The sequence below is a fragment of the Haladaptatus paucihalophilus DX253 genome, from assembly GCF_000376445.1.
In the GTDB taxonomy this organism is placed as follows: domain Archaea; phylum Halobacteriota; class Halobacteria; order Halobacteriales; family Haladaptataceae; genus Haladaptatus; species Haladaptatus paucihalophilus.
Genome location: NZ_AQXI01000001.1, coordinates 1,515,555 through 1,531,037 on the forward strand (window position 1 = coordinate 1,515,555; position 15,483 = coordinate 1,531,037).

The following is a 15,483-nucleotide window of genomic DNA, read 5'->3' on the forward strand; positions in this document are numbered from 1 at the left end:
CGAGTGATGTCGAGCCAAAGCCCGAAGATCGTCGAAGCAACGACACATTCGTTCGAAATTTTAGAGACGCTCGTCGAGGCAGATCGACCGATGGGAGTCACGGAACTGTCCAACGCGGTCGGACTCTCGAAAGGGGTGACCTACAACCACTTGGGGACACTCTCGGAACTCGGCTACGTCCGGAAAGAAAACCGAAAATACTGTCCGTCACTCCGCTTGCTATCGCCCGGCGAGCAGACGCGCTCGAACCACGAGGCCTACCGCGTCGCACGATCACACGTCGACAACCTCGCCACGACGACCGGCGAAGTCGTGACGCTCCTCGTCGAGGAAGACGGACTCGGCATCTGCACGTACATGGCGGGTACCGACATCTGGTCACCGGACTACGTTTGTGGCGATGCGTTCCCGTTACACGTCTCCGCGCCCGGAAAGGCGATTCTCGCTGCGCTCGAAACAGACCGAATCGACGAGATTGTCGCGCGACACGGCCTGCCATCGGTGACAGACCACACTATTTCAGACCGACAGTCGCTCGAAACGGAGTTGCGGTCGATTCGAGATAAGGGGATCGCGTTTTCCAGAGAAGAACAGTTCGAGGGAGTCGTCGGCATCGGAATCTCATTCGGTCTCGACGAGCGCGCGCCAGCCGCCGCGATCGGAATCTGTGGACCCAGAGGTCAACTGTCCGGTCGCTACCTCCAGGAGGACATAACCGGTCAGGTGATCAGTACGGCGAAGTCGATACAAGTCGAACTGCGGAAGTGATCGATGCGGCCACCATCGCTGGCAAATTCTACGAACTACCACGCCACACACCCCCACACCCTCGAAAAACCCATCATTTAAGAAAGGGAACGAACGAACAGATGGTGCTCACACGCGACATCGAACTCGACGACGCAGGGGAGTTGACCGACCTGTACGAGGAATACGAGTGGTGGGAGGACCGCGAGGCCGGAGATGTCCGAACCGCCCTCGCCGAAACCGAAGTCGCGGTCGGCGTCGAGGAGAATGGTACTCTCGTCGCTGCAGCACGTATCCTGACCGACTACACGTACTACGCGAACGTCTTCGACGTGATAGTGGCCACCGACCGCCGCGGCGAAGGGTTCGGTAAGATACTCATGGAAGCCGTCGTGGACCACCCCGACCTACAGAGCGTCGTCGGTCTCTCGCTGCTCTGTCGCCGTGGACTGGTGCCCTACTACGAGTCGGTCGGCTTCGAGCTGTTCGACCCCGAGATGGAAGTCCCCGAAGGCGGCGTCGAGACGCTGGTTCGAATGACGTACCGGCAGACCGACTGATGGACGCACGAACTGACTGATGGACGCACGAACTGACTGATGGACGCACGAACCGACTGACGCGGTTGCCACTCCGTCTCGAATCGAAAGCGCGTTAACGCGCGGCGAAAAGGGGGTCTCGATTAATTTCCGCGGCCCTGCATCTTCTCTTCTTCGGGCAGGTCCACGTTGGCCTCGCCCTTCATGCCCGAGCCGATGTCCTTACTAATCTCGGCGAGGCGCTCCGGGTCGTCCCAGTTGTTCGTCGCTTCCACGATGGCGTTGCCCATCAGCACGGGGTCCTCCGCACCGAAGATACCCGACCCGACGAAGATGCCGTCGCAGCCGTGGTGCATCATCAGCGCCGCGTCGGCGGGCGTGGCGATGCCGCCCGCCGCGAAGTTGACGACGGGGAGACGGCCCGCTTCGGCGGTTTCGTGGACGAGTTCCGCGGGGGCTTCGAGTTCGCGGGCGAGCATCTCGCGTTCCTCGTGGGTCTTGCCCTGCAGTTCTCGAATCGCGCCCTTGATGGTGCGCTGGTGGTGGACGGCCTGGTTCACGTCGCCCGTACCGGCCTCGCCCTTGGTTCGGATCATCGCCGCGCCCTCGTTGATGCGGCGAAGCGCCTCGCCGAGGTTGCGCGCGCCGCAGACGAACGGCGAGGTGAACTCGCGCTTGTCGATGTGGTACTTCTCGTCCGCCGGGGTGAGCACCTCGGACTCGTCTATCATGTCCACGCCGATGGATTCGAGGATTTGGGCCTCGGTCGTGTGACCGATTCGCGCCTTTCCCATCACCGGGATGGACACTTCGTCGATGATCTCCTCGACGTCGGCGGGGTCGGCCATCCGCGCCACGCCGCCGCGCTTTCGGATGTCCGCCGGGACGGCTTCGAGCGCCATGACGGCGACCGCGCCCGCGTCCTCCGCGATGCGAGCCTGTTCTGGGTTCACGACGTCCATGATGACGCCGCCTTTCTGCATGCGGGCGAACCCGCGCTTGACCAGTTCCGTGCCGCGCTTCAGTTCCTCGATGTCGGTTGGCTCTGCCATGCATGCCCCTAACGAAGGGGAGGGTTAAGACGTACCGATTGCGGAACGGCTAATGCGGTGACACGCCAACCGAAGCCTCTTTGCCCCGACAATTCCTCGCCGTGGGTATGACGACCCTCCCGCCGCGAGAACGCCTTCCGTGGTACGTCGCACCACTCCCGCAATGGCTGGAGGATTTCGGGTTGCGGATGGCGTGGCCCATCGTGATAATCAACCTCGTCGGCACCGCGTTCGGCTTCTGGTACTACGGCTTTCACCCGTACCCGTTTTCCGACCCGCTAATGACGTGGCAGTTCGGCGTCGAACCGGCCGTCATGTGGCCCTTCGTCCCCGACAGCCCGATGGCGACGCTGTTCATCGCGCTGTCGCTCGCCCTGTGGAAACTCGGACGGAACAACGAGTGGGTGAACATGCTCGCCTTCTTCGGGTGCATCAAACTCGGCCTGTGGACGCCGTTCGTGCTGGCCGCGTTCTTCTCGGGATTCATCGGCGTCGGCTGGCCGATGTACGCCTTCCTGTTCTGTAGCCACCTCGCCATGGTCGTCGAGGCGTTCCTCATCCACCGCTACAGCGACTTTCCGGTCGGTGCCGTCTTCGTCGCCGTCGTCTGGTACGGCTTCAACGACCTCGTTGACTACTTCGTTCCCATCGTCGGTACACCCCACCACACCGGCGTTCCGGCCCAACAAATCCTCGCCGCGGGATACAGCCATCCGTCGCCGACCCACGAAATCGCGGCGGCCGGTGCGGTCGTCATCACTCTGCTGGCGACGTTCCTGGCGCTCACGACGCGGGTGGAGAAGTTGGAGGCGGGGACGATAGAAGCGGAGCGATAGGAACTGGACGATAGAAGCGGAACGGGAGAGACGGGATGATAAAAACGAGGCGAAAAGTCACGACCAGCGTTCGGTGTTCTCGGGACGTTCCAGTTGAAAACCGGAGGAATCAGTGAAACAGGAGAGGAATCAGTGAAACAGGAGAGGAATCAGTATCGAAACAGGAGAGGAATCAGTATCGAAACAGGAGAGGAATCAGTGAAACAGGAGAGGAATCAGTATCGAAACAGCTGTTCTAGTAGTATTCGATGGCATTCAGTACTACCCAGTATATTTTAGTATAATCCCGTCGAAATCCGTTCCATGCCCATCGACAGAGACGAGTTTCGACACCTGCCGGACGCCGCGCTCGATATTCGACAAGGAACCAACGCCCACCGCGTGATGTCGTTTCTCGCCGTGAACGACCAGCAGGCGTTCACTCGGTCCGAGGTGCGCGACGGCACGGACATCCCGGATGGTAGCGTCGGCCCGGTGTTGAGCCAGTTGGCCGACGACGAACTGGTCGAACACCGCGGCCAGTACTGGACGCTCGCGACAGAGCAGTTGGAGGCGGCGGGCGAAGAGGGGTTCCTCGAAGACCTCCGCGAGCAGTGGAAAGAGTACCTGTAGAAGGGAAAACAGCCGATTGGACCGCCCTCCGACCTACGCCCTACGCGTCTGTCCTCCGCCCTACGCGTCCCCGTTCGTGTGTGCCCGCACCCACAGCTCCCCGATTCGTGAGAGTCGGGTGCGGTAGGATTTGCCCTCCTCTTCCTGTTCGATGTAGCCCTTTCCGCCCGGTCCGAGGCGGTCAACGTTGTAGATGACTTTCGAGCGGAAGCTGTCGGTGTACTCCTCGTTCAGGTCGCGGGCCAAGGTCTGGGCGAGTTCGCTCACGCTCTCGAACTGACCGTGGTCGCCGAGCGTGAACAGGATGAGTTCCTCGAACGGCTTGACGTTCGAGAACGAGGCGACCGGCAGTTCCACGATGTGTCCCGAGCCGACGCGCTTCGCGCCGATGGTCGTCCCGCGCTCGTCGAACTCCGAGAGCAGGTCGCGGGCGCGTTCGAGGTGGGTTTCGATGCTCCCTTCGTCCACTTCGCCGTTCAAGACGGATTCGAGCAGATCGGTCTCCTCGCGGAGTTCCTCGGCGAGTTCCGTCTCCAGATACTTCTCCGGGGCGGTGTAGTAGGTGTGAATCCGCTCGCGGTCCTCCTGCCGTTCGACCATGATGGAGTGAGCGGCGGTGGCGAACGCGAAGCTGACCGTTCGGGGCATGGCGCTGACGTTCACCCACACCTCGCCGCCGCCGTCGAGTTCGGCGTTGATGCGGTCGTAGGCCTGTTCGAACGCGGTGTCGTAGTCGTACACGTCTTCGATGATCACACGCTCGGTTTCCGCGCCGAGCAGGTTCTCGAAGTCCTTGCCGAGTTTGCGGGAGAGGTTCCGCGAGTATTCGACGTTGGCCTCGCTGCCCACCGCGCCCTCCAGGAGGATGACGCGGTCCACGTCGAGTTGGTCGCGCACGAGCGGCGCGATGAGCCGGTCGTAGTCGAAGCCGACCGGGACGATGTGTGTCTGCATGCGCGGAAATTCTCACGAAACGGGTTTAAAGTCGTCGTCAACGCGTTTGGGGGATGCGTGGGAGATTTTTCAAAATCGTTCCCCGTTCGGGCCGACGAGAAGTTCCCGCTGACCGGGCGGCCTCCCGCTGACTGGGCGGCCTCTTTCATCCCCGCAAGGAACGAGCGGGGAGTTGAACGGCGGAGGTTTTCAGAAGTCCTCCCACAGCACCGCAACCGCATCAGCCACTCCCTCCCCAGCCGATTCCTTCGCATTCGCTCAGTCATCCCTCACACGCTACGACGGAACGACGTGGCCGACCGCTGGCCACGTCGCCCCGACAGCGCGCGCCAGAGTAAAAGACGAGATTTGCTCGAATTTGGGCAGTCCACCTCGGCGTGTGCGACAGCAAGCCTTCGGCTATTGGGGCCGAAGGCTTGCGGGTTATCACGCGAGGGATGAGTACCGCAACGAAGTGAGGAACGCAATCGGTTGGGGAGGGTGTGGGTATCGCGGTGCTGTCTGTGTGGGTGGATTGAAAGGGGCCGCCCGCTCGCGCCTGCGTGGTCGGTGTGCGGGCAACTATTCTGGCCGAACGTGGCGGAGAGGCCAGAATATCTCGCACATCGACCGCGAGCGGGCGGGGGCTTTCGAGGACTGCTTCTCGATTGTTCCGATTCATCTGTTCCCAATCACAATTCGTAGCGGGCGGGGGCTTTCGAGGCATCAGCCATCCAACTATCGTCGTCCGAGTCGAAACCAAAACGAGTGAAACGTTCAGAGACGGATGGAACAGAATCCACCGATTTACATCGACGAAACCGATTCCTCGCTAGTCGGCGTGGAGGTCGAAGTAGAGGTCCGTCTCCTCGCTCGGAGCGGCCGCGGTCACGGCGGAAACGGAGACGGTCAGCACCAGACCGAGGAGCATGCCGACGACGGACGCGAGCCACCCGCCGTAGGTGTCCGGCACGAACGGCAGGAACACGCTGGCGAGGTAGAATACTTGACTGCCGAGAAGTCCGACGAACATCCCAGTTCGCGTCACCCGCTTCCAGTAGAGGGCGACGATGACGGGGAGCGCGAGTTGGGCGAATCCGCCGAAGGCCGTCGAACCGATGGTCATGATGGTGCCGGGGGTGTACAGGCTGGCGACGAACGCGGCGATTGCGAAGACGGCGACGCCGATGCGTCCGAGGGTGTCCTCCCAGCTATCGCTGGCGTTCGGATTGACGAACGGGCGGTAGAGGTCGCGGGTGAAGTACGAGGACCCGGAAAGGAGCATCGAGTCCGACGAAGACATCATCGCGGCCATGGCACCCGCGATGACCAGCGCGGCGAACCACGCGGGGGCGTACTCGGAGAGCACGATGGGAAGGACGTTGCCGTTCTCCGGCACGTCGATGGGCAGGCCGCGCGCCCACGCGCCGAGCATGAACGCGGGGACGAACAGCAGGACGACGAGGATGGGCCACAGCGAGAACGTGCGCTTCAGGACTTTCTTCGACCGGGCGACGAAGAAGCGCTGGTTGACCTGCGGGAACATCGCCACGCCGAAGGCGATGCCGATGGCCTGCGAGAGCATCCACTGCGGGGAGTACGGCACGCCGCCGAGCGAGAGAAATTCGGGATTCGACTCGGCCATCCCCGCGGTTGCGGCGCTTATTCCGCCGAACTCGGTAAGCGCCCAGAGCGTGGCGGCCCAGACCATGACGAGCATGAACGCACCCTGTAATGTGTCGGTCCACGCGATGCCGCGCATGCCCGAGAGGACGACGTAGGCGATGATGAACACCGTCACGAGACCCGCGCCGACGGCGTAAGAGATGTCGCCGCCGGTCAGCGCTTCGAGCGCGGTTCCGGCCCCGACCTGCTGAAGCATGACGTAGGGGAACAGCCAGAAGAGACTGATTGCGGCGACGAGGCCGCGGAGTGCGGGCGACCCGAACCGGTCGCCGAGCATCTCGCCGAGCGTGACGTAGCCGTGTTCGCGCCCGAGGAGCCACTGCTTGTAGCCGACGACGTACCAGAGGACGGCGAACAGCACGCCGTCCATCAATCCCATGACGAGAATCCACTCCGGGCCGGACCCGTAGGCGACGTTCGGCCCGCCGAAGAACGTGAACGCCGACAGGAGCGTCGCAAAGGTCGTGAACAGCAGGACGACGGTCCCGAAGGTCCGACTGGCGAGGTAGTAATCCTCCGCGGTTCGGTCGGTCAGCCGATACGCGAGCAGGCCGATCAACAGCGAGAGGACGAGATAGCCGCCGATGATGCCCAACTGGAGCGTCGTGTCGCTCATGCTCCCTCCTCGATGCCGGTGCCCCACGCGCGGTTCGCAAACAGCGTGAAGACGAGCGACACCACGATCATCCAACCGATGTGCCACCAGAGCCACACCGGCAACCCGTACGCGACCCGCCCGTCGCCCCAGAGGAACCACGGGATGGTGAGCGCGATGAGCACCGCGAACACGACCGCCCAACCGATTCGCCCGAGATTGCTAATCATTATCCGAACGTATGAACCGACGGTGATAAGAGTTGCCAAAAATGTTCGGAGGTCGATTTCGAAGAGAATTCCTCTTCGAAACTCGGGTTCGTACCCGTCCCGTTGATGCGGTTTCGACGGAATGAAATCGAGACGGGGAACGAGCGTTGCAGGGAGAACAACCACTAAAGCCGTCGGGGTAGCACGTGGAACCCATGACGCGAACCGCGATTCAACTGTACACGCTCCGTGAACTGAACGAACCGCTCCCCGACCTGCTCGCGCGGGTCGGCGAGGCTGGCTTCGACGGCGTGGAGTTTGCGGGGTTGGGCGATGCGGACCCGGCGGCCGTCACCGACGCGCTGGACGACGCGGGATTGGAAGCCGCCGCCGCCCATGTCCCTATCGGCGAGTTGGAGGACGACCCCGGACGGGTCGCACGCGAATACCATCGACTCGGCTGCGAGTGGGTAGTCGTTCCCTACCTCGAGGCCGCACACTTCGAGAGCCGGGAGGCGGCGACTCGAACGGCCCGCCGATTGGACGAACTCGCGGCGCGGATGGAGGGACACAGCACCTCGCTCGGCTACCACAACCACGACCACGAGTTCGCGTCGGTGGACGGCGAAACCGGCTTCGAGGTATTCCTCTCGGAGTCGGAGGTCGAAATCGAACTCGACATCGGATGGGCCGTCGCGGCGGGGGCGGACCCGCGTTCGCTCCTCCGGTCGCTGGGCGACCGCGTTCCGCTCGTCCACGTCAAGGACACGCACGACGGGGAGCCGGTCGAACTCGGGGACGGCGACGTGGACCTGACCGCGTGTGTGGATACGGCGAAGGAAGTCGGAGCGGATTGGCTCGTCTACGAACACGATAACCCGGCCGACCCGCTCGCGTCACTCGCCCACGGTGCGGAACGCCTTCGGGAATTGAACGGGTAACGAACCTCCCATCGGTCAAATTCCAACCATCGATGAATTTAGTTGGAATAATGCGGTAAAATCACCGGACGGAACCCCCGTGACGACAGGTATTTGGGCGTCGGAGCGCCACAATGAGACGTATCCATGGCGACGCTCATGGACGCATCACAATCACGCCCTCCCCGAGGGCAGTTCATCACTCATGGACGATACAGCGAAATACCTCATTCACGCAGACATTACCGCCGACGGGGTGGTAGAACGCAGTGACGTCGTTGGGGCGATCTTCGGCCAGACCGAAGGTCTGCTCGGCGACGACCTCGATTTACGCGACCTCCAACAGTCATCCAAAGTCGGCCGTATCGACGTTCACATCGAGAGCGAACATGGGCAGTCGTTCGGCACCATCACCATCGCCAGCAGCCTCGATAAAGTAGAGACGGCGATTCTGGCGGCCTCGCTCGAAACCATCGAGCGCGTCGGCCCGTGTCGGGCCAGCGTGAGCATCGCCAGCATCGAAGACGTCCGGGCCGCGAAACGCCGCGAAGTGGTCGACCGCGCCAAGGACCTGCTCTCCTCTTCGTTCGACGACAGCGTGATGACCAGCCAGGAGATTCTGGACGAAGTTCGCCAGAGCATCCGCGTCGAGGACATCACCGAATACGAAGGGTTTCCCGCGGGACCGAACGTCACCGACAGCGACGCCATCATCGTCGTGGAAGGCCGGGCCGACGTCCTGACGCTCCTCCGATACGGCATCAAGAACGCCATCGCGGTGGAGGGGACGAACGTCCCCGACACCGTCGCGGACCTCACGCAGGAGCGGACGACCACGGCGTTCCTCGACGCCGACCGAGGCGGAGACCTGATTCTGAAGGAACTCGACCAAGTGGGCGACATCGATTACGTCGCCGTCGCGCCCCGGGGGACGTCCGTCGAGGACCTTTCGCGCGACGAGGTGATGGCGTCCCTCCGACAGAAACGACGGTTCGAGCGGTTCGACTCCGACGGGACCGTGATGGCCGCGACCGACGGCAGCACGCTCCCCGCACCCGAAACCGAGAGCGAAACGGTGCCCCACCCGATGAAACCGTCGGGCGAGGCGGACCGCGACGAACCCGAACGCGAGAGTGAAGACGGCGAGAGCGGACGCGTCGAGGAAGCCGACGCGCCGGAAGAACCCGACTCGGCCGACGAAATCGACGCTTCGACAGCCGACTCGGAATCGACGGCCGACGATTCGGAGTCGGACGCCGCGGAGCACGCTGACGAACGCGATGCGTCCGAAACCGTCGCCGAATCGCGCGCCGAACGCGAACCGATGACGCTTCGCGGGCACGCGAAAGCGGTCATCGACGGCAAAACGGACACCGTGCGCCTGCTGGACGACGATTTCGGCGTCCTCGCGGACGCACCGGTGGACGAAGCGTTTGCAACCATCGAAGACTCGGCGACCGTCCCGCACGCCGTCGTCATCGACGGCAGTCTGAGCCAGCGAATCCTCGACGTGTCCGCCCAGCGCGGCGTCGAACAGATTATCGCCCGGGAGGAGGGCGAGTTCGTCAAAAAGCCGACGACCGTCCGCATCATCACCGCGGACGACCTCCTGAACGAGTAATCCTCACAACCGCTTTTCGAACAGCAATCCATCGCCGCCGTCGGCGTAGTAGTCCGGTTCCCGCCCGCGGCGTTCGAATCCCAGCGACTCGTAGAGCGACCGTGCGACGTCGTTTTCTTCGTGCACCGTCAGCGAAACGCGATCACAACCTCGGTCGCGGGCCATGTCCGCCGTCGCGCCGAGGAGTCGCGTCGCCCGCCCCTCCCCGCGGTGTGCGGGTTCCACGACGAGTTCGGCGACGTAGGCGTCGTCCGCGACCATGGTGAGAACGTAGCCGACCGGCACGCCGTCGGCCGTCGAGACGAGGACCGACCCGACCCCGGAAATCGCCGTTTCGAGGAGTCCCGGCGTCGGTTCGGGAAGCCACGTCCGAATCCGTTGTAGCCGCGGACGGTCGTCCGGTGTGGCGGGTCGAATCACGCCGCCAGACCCACCAGCAACGCGAGTCCGGCACCGAGGAGCGCCCCCGAGAGGGTCGCGAGGAAGTTGACGCTCTGGTTGCCGACACCCTCACCTTCGACCGTCGCGCCGAGGAGGCTATCGACCGTCATGCCGCCGATACCGGCCAGCGCGATGACGGCACCGCCGAGCGGACCGATGGACCCGAACAGCGCGACGGCGATGAGCGCGACGATTGTCGCGCCGGACGCCCCGGCCACCTCGCCTTGCCACGTCACGCCGCCGTCGGTTCCGGGTTCGACCGGTTGCCACGTCGTGATGAGTCGCGGATTGTCGAAGACGCCGCCGATTTCGCTCGACAGAGTGTCGCTCATTGCGGCCGCGATGCTCCCCGCGAAGGCGAAGAGGAAGACGGCTTCCGAAACGGGAAGCCGGTCGCTGGCGGCGAACGCGAGGACGGCGACCAGCGCAACGGCAGCGTTCCCGAGGACGTTGCCGCCGCCGCGCGCGCCCTCGTTGGCTTCCGCGACGCCGTTCTCTCGCTTCTGCTCGTACCTGAACTTCGTCGACAGTCCCCCCAGCGCGAAAAAGGAGATGAGGACGGCGAACCACGGGTAGCCGCCGAGGACGATGGTGAGCAACGCGAGGAGGATGCCGGTGAGCATGCCGGTCACGGACGCCGTATCGAGCGCCCACGAGACGTAGCCGAAGCCGACAGTGATGGCGATGGCGAGCACGATGTCGAGCTCCGTGACGGTCATCGTGAGGTCGGTAAAGAGCCACAGCAGGAGCGCGACGGAGAACATCACCAACGGGTCGTCGCGCTCGAAGAGGACCGACCGAAGTAGCCCGGCCAACAGAGCGCCGCTCGCGGCGAGGAAGACGATTTCGGGGATCACCGGTTCGACGGGACTGCCTTGGACGCTTCGGACGAATACCTGTGCGACTGCGGCCGCGAAGAACCCGCCGACCGTGAACCCGGCCGTCGCGGTGATAGTCGCGTTGCTCCGGATTCTGACGAGCTGTTCCGTCAGATTTCCGTAGGCGAGCAGGCAGACGGCGGCGGCGAAGACGCTCGTCGGTAAATCGACGAGCATGACGAGCATGGCGAGTCCGGCGGTCGCAAAGGAGAACGCGGCGAGTCCGCGCAATCGTCCTTCACTGCGGTCGCTCGGCCGTGCAAAGAGGTCGAACAACGGGCCGTCGTCGATGACGAGCGCGACCGCACCCACCGCGGCGAACAGCGCCGCCACACCCGCAACCAGCACCGATGCGGCGAGGGATAGCGTGGCGATAGCCGCGAACGCCGCCGCCCGCCGAATGCTCGAAGTCACGAGTTTCGTTTTCGCGGACGGGCACTTAATCTTCCCGAACGGCGCAGGGCGTGACGTTTAAGCGTCGATAGCGGCAACCTAACCGCAGTGGGACTTTACGACCAGTACCTCACGGCCCGCGTGCGACGACACGACGCCGACCCGCCGAGCCACGTCGCCGTCGTCATCACGGAACGCGACCTGCTGGAACAGGGCGCGTACGAGACGCTCGAATCGTTCTTCCAGTGGGCGTTCGACTACGGGGCAGAACGCATCACGGTCTACGTGAGCGTGCTGGATTCGGGCGCGGTGCCGACCCTCGAACGCGAACTGGAGAACGTCCGCGCGCCCCGATCCATCGCCGTTCGCGGACCCGACGACCTCACGCCTGCTGACGCGCCGATTCAGATAAGTATCGGACTCGGCGGCAAACACGAGTTCGCCGAGGCGGTCCGCGCAGTCGCAGAGGACGTGGAGGCCGGGACGGTTTCCGCCGCCGACATCGACGAGTCGGAAATCGAGTCCCGACTGGTCTTCCCGACCGACCCCGACCTCGTTATCAAAACCGGTGCGGAGCGCCTCTCTGACTTCATGATCTGGCAGTCGGTGTACTCCGAACTGTACTTCACCGACGTGAACTGGCGCGATTTCCGCAAACGAGACTATCTGCGCGCGATTTTCGATTACAAGAATCGACAGCGGCGGTTCGGACGGTAGCGAACGAGAAAGCGGTCGAGTACCCTCTATTTCGACGACTATCCGAACGTATTTATAAATCAATCCAACAGAACGCATGTGGATAGAACACGACTCGGACGACTCCTCTCGGTGGTACTGGTTCCGCTCGGCGTCGCCCTCCTGGCCCTTAGCGCGATTACCGACGATATCGTCGGTGCCGTCCTCGGCGCGGGAACCGTCCTTCTCGGGGCCGCGTTCTTCGTGACCGTGGATCGGTTTTCGGACGTGGAGTTCGACCTGACCGAAACGCCCTCGGTCGTAGTGAACGTCGTGCAACTGGGTGGGGTGCTCATCGTCTTCGCCCTCCTCGCATACCTGCTGAGCGATGTGGAAAGCGTGACACGGGTGTTCGACGCCGGACCCCCGTCGCCGACGTACCCCGCATACGTGGGAATCGCGATGGGTGTGCTCCTCGGCGGCGTCGTTCCCTTCCTCACACAGCAGTTAGAAGATAGACGGACACGACTGAGCGATTCGGTCCGCGTCAGGACGGTCGGGTTTTCGTTCACCTTCGGAACGTACGCGATTTTACTGCTCTATCAGCCGTCGTCGAGCGCGCTGTACGCGACCGCGTACCTTTGCAGTCGAATCTGTGTTCTCGTCGGCGTATACGCTTCTTCGCGGCTCTAACGGCTATGTACGACGGGCGGGGGGAGCTCGTCCGACCGTTTCGACCGTCGGTGCGACTTCGAATCACGAGAATCGACAACGGCGATTCGGGCGGTAGGGTCACTCAGGCCGACGGGGCACCTCAGATTTTGGCGTTGCAGGGTCCGCTTATATTCCCGACAGCTTCGTCCGCATCCGTTACGTCCCCAATTCTCAAATGGAATCCGACGGTCAAACCGACTGGGATGGGGACTCCGAGCGACGGGACGAGGAGACGAGCGTATCTCCGAGCGGCCGGTGTCGCGCTCTCGACGGCGGTTGCGGGCTGTGGCGGACGGTCTCCCCCGAGCAAGGAGTCCGTCGTGGGTCCGTACCGCGACCGATTCGAGGCGGTCATCGACGTCGGTGAACTGGGCGCGGACGGGACTGGAACCGAGCCAGTCGATGACGTCCTGAACCGGTCGATGCGCGACGGCGCGCTGTTCTACTTTCCGCCCGGAACGTATCGACTCACGGAGCTCGACCTTTCCGGCCGCTCGAACTGTGGGTTCGTCGGCAACGACGCCACGCTGCTCGTTCCACCGGAAGAGCAGGGGAACTGGATCTACGGCGAGCGGGTTCGGAACCTCCTGTTCGACGGGTTCACGTTCGACTACGCGGACCCCGCGGCGGCCCCAGTCGTCGCGTTCTCCGTCGCGGGGAAGCGAAACGTCCTCCGGGACCTCGCGTTCGAGGGGCACCACGGGACGACCCCGCGGAGCGGTCTCGAACTCGAAGTTCCGAAGCGCGCCGCGTCGCTGCTCGTCGAGCGCGTCCGCATGCGTGGCGGGTCGAAGAAGGGAAACGCCATCTTCACTCACAGCGGCGACGGGTCGCTTCAGTTCGTCGATTGTCGGGTCGAACACTGGGCGGAAGGGCTGTACGCGTCACCGCACTCCGGCCCGCTCCTCGTGCGGGGCGGAACGTACGCGAACAACGGCATCGACCAGATACGCATCGGCGGCGGGACGAGCGGCGCGCGGGTCGAAGGCGCAACCGTCCGTATCGACGGCCCGCGGAACCCGGAGGTGAAGCCGAACATGCGGGGAATCTGGTTGGAAGAAGGGACGAACGCGAGGGTGGACAACTGTACCGTCGAGATTACGGACCTGACGGGCACGTACAGCTCCGGGGGAATCGTCGTCGAAAAGCAGTTCGGGACCGCCCGAATCACGAACACCGCGATTCAGACTAACCACAGCGTTCCGGCCATTCACGTCCGGACGCCGACCACCGAATACGACCCGACCACGATGCCGAGCATGGACCACCTTCCGGCGAACCACGAAGTTACCTGTGAGAACGTCTCGATTTACGGTGCCGCCCCGAAGGGGACCGCCATCCTGCTCGCGGGACGGGACGGATGCCGATTGTCGGACGTCACCGTTCAACACCATTTCGGCAGTCGAGACGGCATCACCATCGAGAGCGGCCGACGGACGGAGATTCACGACGCGCACCTCCGGGTGAGCGGCACCCCAATCGTCGCGTCAGGGACGACGCCGCTAACGAAGAACGTCGAGACGGGTGGAATCGGTTCGCTGAGACGGTTGGGCGACTCGTTGTTGGACTCGATGTAGAAAGCAGTCTTATTTGGTCGTTTGGCGTTCGTCGCCGCCCTCTATCTCCTCGACCGTCGCACTGTCGGGGACGTACTCGGCGAACTTGTGCAAGACGGAGCGTGCTTCGTCCAACTCCACGCCGCCGACGGCACGGACGAGCGCCAGCGCGCGCTGGACTTTCGCCTGCCTGAACGATTGTGCGCGCGACTCGTAGGTTCTGACCGCCCGGAGGAAGTCGATTTTGGAGAACTCGGGCCAGTAGGGCGTACAGAAGAACACGGCGGCCTCGTTGCCGTTCGCGTGCCACGGCAGGAAGTTACTGGTCCGCTCGTCGCCGCCGGTGCGGATGATGAGGTCCACGTCGCGGAGCGGTCGGGCGTAGAGGCGCGACTCGATGGTTTCGACGGAGATATCGGCCGGGTCGAGGTTGCCCGACTCGACTTCGCGGGCCACGTCGCGCGCCGCGCCGAGGAGTTCGTTTCTGCCGCCGTAAGCGAGCGCGATGTTGAGGACGAAGTTGTCGTAGTCGCCGGTTTGCCGCTCGGCGTAGTCGATTGCCTCCCTGACGCGGGGCGGAAGTTGTTGGACGTCGCCGATAGCGCGGATGCAGACGCCGCTGTCGTGGACGCGCTCGGCGTCGGCGAACTCGTACAGTTTGTTTTCGAGCAGGTCGAACAGGGCCTCGCGTTCGTGGTCGGGGCGCTCGAAGTTCTCGGTGGAGAAGGTGTACAGCGTCAGTTCCTCGACGCCGATTTCGTCGCACCAGTCGAGGACGCGCTCGGTCGTCTTCGCCCCTTCGCGGTGCCCGTCGGACGCTTCCCCGCCCTGTTTGCTGGCGTAGCGTCGGTTGCCGTCCTGAATGACCGCGACGTGCGCGGGTGCGCCCGAGACGCTTCGCCGTAACTGCCGCTCGTAGGCCGTTTCCAGTTGTCGCCGAACCCACCTCAACATCGTCTTGTTCCCTTCCACTCACCCGACGAGTATCAGCCTTGTCCTCCGAATATCGTGGTGTGTGCCCACAATGAACATTGGGAGTTGCATAGCTTTTTAAGTATGGGATTACTTTGGTAGAA

At 63.4% G+C, this 15,483-nt stretch carries 16 protein-coding genes; 9 read left to right on the top strand and 7 right to left on the bottom strand.

Translation table 11 applies throughout. The features are described 5' to 3' along the window. The first annotated feature begins 6 nt into the window (after positions 1–6). Positions 7–768, top strand: coding sequence for an IclR family transcriptional regulator (locus B208_RS0108515; protein ID WP_007976803.1), 762 nt, complete (start codon positions 7–9; stop codon positions 766–768). A 101-nt stretch (positions 769–869) separates the two neighbouring features. Next, positions 870–1,307 (top strand): GNAT family N-acetyltransferase, encoded by a 438-nt coding sequence (locus tag B208_RS0108520; RefSeq protein WP_007976802.1) that lies wholly within the window; start codon positions 870–872, stop codon positions 1,305–1,307. A 122-nt stretch (positions 1,308–1,429) separates the two neighbouring features. On the opposite strand, the gene pdxS is transcribed toward B208_RS0108520, so the two are convergent. Further along, the gene (gene pdxS, locus B208_RS0108525; protein ID WP_007976801.1) at positions 1,430–2,338 is read right to left on the bottom strand and encodes a pyridoxal 5'-phosphate synthase lyase subunit PdxS; all 909 of its coding nucleotides are present in this window, start codon (positions 2,336–2,338) and stop codon (positions 1,430–1,432) included. Positions 2,339–2,445: 107 nt separating this feature from the next. Between pdxS and B208_RS0108530 the strand changes: the two genes are divergently transcribed. Both B208_RS0108530 and B208_RS0108535 read left to right on the top strand, forming a co-directional pair. Then, positions 2,446–3,174 carry a DUF1405 domain-containing protein gene (locus tag B208_RS0108530; protein WP_007976800.1) on the top strand — a complete coding sequence of 243 codons (729 nt, stop codon included), beginning with the start codon at positions 2,446–2,448 and terminating at the stop codon, positions 3,172–3,174. Between the two features lie 303 nt (positions 3,175–3,477). Continuing rightward, a complete protein-coding gene (locus B208_RS0108535) occupies positions 3,478–3,786 on the top strand; it encodes a hypothetical protein (RefSeq protein ID WP_007976799.1) in 309 nt (102 codons plus the stop codon). 60 nt (positions 3,787–3,846) lie between these two features. On the opposite strand, the gene B208_RS0108540 is transcribed toward B208_RS0108535, so the two are convergent. The 3 genes from B208_RS0108540 to B208_RS24660 form a co-directional block, all read right to left on the bottom strand. Further along, positions 3,847–4,740 carry an HFX_2341 family transcriptional regulator gene (locus tag B208_RS0108540; RefSeq protein ID WP_007976798.1) on the bottom strand — a complete coding sequence of 298 codons (894 nt, stop codon included), beginning with the start codon at positions 4,738–4,740 and terminating at the stop codon, positions 3,847–3,849. 811 nt (positions 4,741–5,551) lie between these two features. Further along, the gene (locus B208_RS0108545) at positions 5,552–7,021 is read right to left on the bottom strand and encodes a sodium:solute symporter family protein (protein ID WP_007976797.1); all 1,470 of its coding nucleotides are present in this window, start codon (positions 7,019–7,021) and stop codon (positions 5,552–5,554) included. Then, entirely contained in the window at positions 7,018–7,230 is a 213-nt protein-coding gene (locus B208_RS24660; RefSeq protein ID WP_232423755.1) for a DUF3311 domain-containing protein, read from the bottom strand. Before B208_RS24660 ends, B208_RS0108545 begins: the two co-directional genes overlap by 4 nt. A 194-nt stretch (positions 7,231–7,424) precedes the next feature. On the opposite strand from B208_RS24660, the gene B208_RS0108555 reads away from it, so the two are divergent. Both B208_RS0108555 and dnaG read left to right on the top strand, forming a co-directional pair. Then, a complete protein-coding gene (locus B208_RS0108555; RefSeq protein ID WP_007976793.1) occupies positions 7,425–8,150 on the top strand; it encodes a sugar phosphate isomerase/epimerase family protein in 726 nt (241 codons plus the stop codon). A 184-nt stretch (positions 8,151–8,334) separates the two neighbouring features. Next, positions 8,335–9,750 carry a DNA primase DnaG gene (gene dnaG, locus B208_RS0108560; protein ID WP_007976790.1) on the top strand — a complete coding sequence of 472 codons (1,416 nt, stop codon included), beginning with the start codon at positions 8,335–8,337 and terminating at the stop codon, positions 9,748–9,750. A 3-nt stretch (positions 9,751–9,753) separates the two neighbouring features. Here dnaG and B208_RS0108565 read toward each other — a convergent pair whose 3' ends face one another. Beyond that, positions 9,754–10,170 carry a GNAT family N-acetyltransferase gene (locus B208_RS0108565; RefSeq protein ID WP_007976789.1) on the bottom strand — a complete coding sequence of 139 codons (417 nt, stop codon included), beginning with the start codon at positions 10,168–10,170 and terminating at the stop codon, positions 9,754–9,756. Further along, complete coding sequence (locus tag B208_RS0108570; protein ID WP_007976787.1) at positions 10,167–11,483, bottom strand: DUF92 domain-containing protein; 1,317 nt, start codon at positions 11,481–11,483, stop codon at positions 10,167–10,169. The genes B208_RS0108565 and B208_RS0108570 overlap by 4 nt, the downstream gene beginning before the upstream one ends. A gap of 87 nt (positions 11,484–11,570) precedes the next feature. On the opposite strand from B208_RS0108570, the gene B208_RS0108575 reads away from it, so the two are divergent. The 3 genes from B208_RS0108575 to B208_RS0108585 all read left to right on the top strand — a co-directional run bounded on the left by B208_RS0108575 (position 11,571) and on the right by B208_RS0108585 (position 14,428). After that, positions 11,571–12,179 carry an undecaprenyl diphosphate synthase family protein gene (locus B208_RS0108575; protein ID WP_007976785.1) on the top strand — a complete coding sequence of 203 codons (609 nt, stop codon included), beginning with the start codon at positions 11,571–11,573 and terminating at the stop codon, positions 12,177–12,179. 78 nt (positions 12,180–12,257) lie between these two features. Next, the gene (locus B208_RS0108580) at positions 12,258–12,830 is read left to right on the top strand and encodes a hypothetical protein (protein WP_007976783.1); all 573 of its coding nucleotides are present in this window, start codon (positions 12,258–12,260) and stop codon (positions 12,828–12,830) included. A 224-nt stretch (positions 12,831–13,054) separates the two neighbouring features. Further along, complete coding sequence (locus tag B208_RS0108585; protein WP_007976781.1) at positions 13,055–14,428, top strand: pectate lyase family protein; 1,374 nt, start codon at positions 13,055–13,057, stop codon at positions 14,426–14,428. Positions 14,429–14,437: 9 nt separating this feature from the next. Here the strand turns inward: B208_RS0108585 and uppS are convergent, their stop codons facing one another. After that, a complete protein-coding gene (gene uppS, locus B208_RS0108590; RefSeq protein ID WP_026177788.1) occupies positions 14,438–15,361 on the bottom strand; it encodes a polyprenyl diphosphate synthase in 924 nt (307 codons plus the stop codon). Positions 15,362–15,483: the final 122 nt, after the last annotated feature.

What these genes read in the sequence shown, in the direction of transcription:
- B208_RS0108515 (WP_007976803.1), top strand. Translation starts at nt 7, where the DNA reads ATGTCGAGCCAAAGCCCGAAGATCGTCGAAGCAACGACACATTCGTTC.
- B208_RS0108520 (WP_007976802.1), top strand. Translation starts at nt 870, where the DNA reads ATGGTGCTCACACGCGACATCGAACTCGACGACGCAGGGGAGTTGACC.
- pdxS (WP_007976801.1), bottom strand. Translation starts at nt 2,338, where the DNA reads ATGGCAGAGCCAACCGACATCGAGGAACTGAAGCGCGGCACGGAACTG.
- B208_RS0108530 (WP_007976800.1), top strand. Translation starts at nt 2,446, where the DNA reads ATGACGACCCTCCCGCCGCGAGAACGCCTTCCGTGGTACGTCGCACCA.
- B208_RS0108535 (WP_007976799.1), top strand. Translation starts at nt 3,478, where the DNA reads ATGCCCATCGACAGAGACGAGTTTCGACACCTGCCGGACGCCGCGCTC.
- B208_RS0108540 (WP_007976798.1), bottom strand. Translation starts at nt 4,740, where the DNA reads ATGCAGACACACATCGTCCCGGTCGGCTTCGACTACGACCGGCTCATC.
- B208_RS0108545 (WP_007976797.1), bottom strand. Translation starts at nt 7,021, where the DNA reads ATGAGCGACACGACGCTCCAGTTGGGCATCATCGGCGGCTATCTCGTC.
- B208_RS24660 (WP_232423755.1), bottom strand. Translation starts at nt 7,230, where the DNA reads ATGATTAGCAATCTCGGGCGAATCGGTTGGGCGGTCGTGTTCGCGGTG.
- B208_RS0108555 (WP_007976793.1), top strand. Translation starts at nt 7,425, where the DNA reads ATGACGCGAACCGCGATTCAACTGTACACGCTCCGTGAACTGAACGAA.
- dnaG (WP_007976790.1), top strand. Translation starts at nt 8,335, where the DNA reads ATGGACGATACAGCGAAATACCTCATTCACGCAGACATTACCGCCGAC.
- B208_RS0108585 (WP_007976781.1), top strand. Translation starts at nt 13,055, where the DNA reads ATGGGGACTCCGAGCGACGGGACGAGGAGACGAGCGTATCTCCGAGCG.
- uppS (WP_026177788.1), bottom strand. Translation starts at nt 15,361, where the DNA reads ATGTTGAGGTGGGTTCGGCGACAACTGGAAACGGCCTACGAGCGGCAG.